The 402-nt window shown below is 61.2% G+C and carries 1 protein-coding gene; it reads right to left on the bottom strand.

The genetic code is table 11. The annotated features are described in order from the left end of the window. Positions 1 to 402 (bottom strand): PDDEXK nuclease domain-containing protein (locus D7Y04_RS43245; protein ID WP_121763087.1); only part of this gene is annotated, 402 nt, incomplete at both ends.

Raw genomic sequence — 402 nt, 5'->3', positions numbered from 1 at the left:
GGTGTTGCCCCTTCGGCGTGCGAACGCCCGGGGCGCGCGCGTCGAGCAGGCGTTTGTCGCGGGCCAGCTCTCGCTCCAGTTCTTCGACGCTCGGCAGATAGGTCACGTACTTGGCGGCGAAGAGTTGTTCATGCTCGTGGAGGATGGAGTAGCGGGCCACCGCTTCGTTCTTCTGCGCGCAGAGGATGAGCCCAATCGTGGGGCCATCGCCTTCTGTTCGTCCCTGCGCATCGAACAGCCGCACATAGCTGTCCATCTGGCCCACGTCCTGGTGCGCGAGCTTGCCAAGCTTGAGGTCGATGAGCAGGTAGCACTTCAGGATGACGTTGTAGAAAACGAGATCGACGTAGAAGTGTTCGTCCTCGAAGGACAATCGCTTCTGTCTCGCCACGAAGGCGAAGC

Origin of the sequence: Corallococcus sp. AB038B (assembly GCF_003668955.1) — a bacterium.
Lineage (GTDB): Bacteria > Myxococcota > Myxococcia > Myxococcales > Myxococcaceae > Corallococcus > Corallococcus exiguus.
Note: the sequence above shows the minus strand (reverse complement) of the source record. Positions and strands in the feature narration are given on the sequence as shown.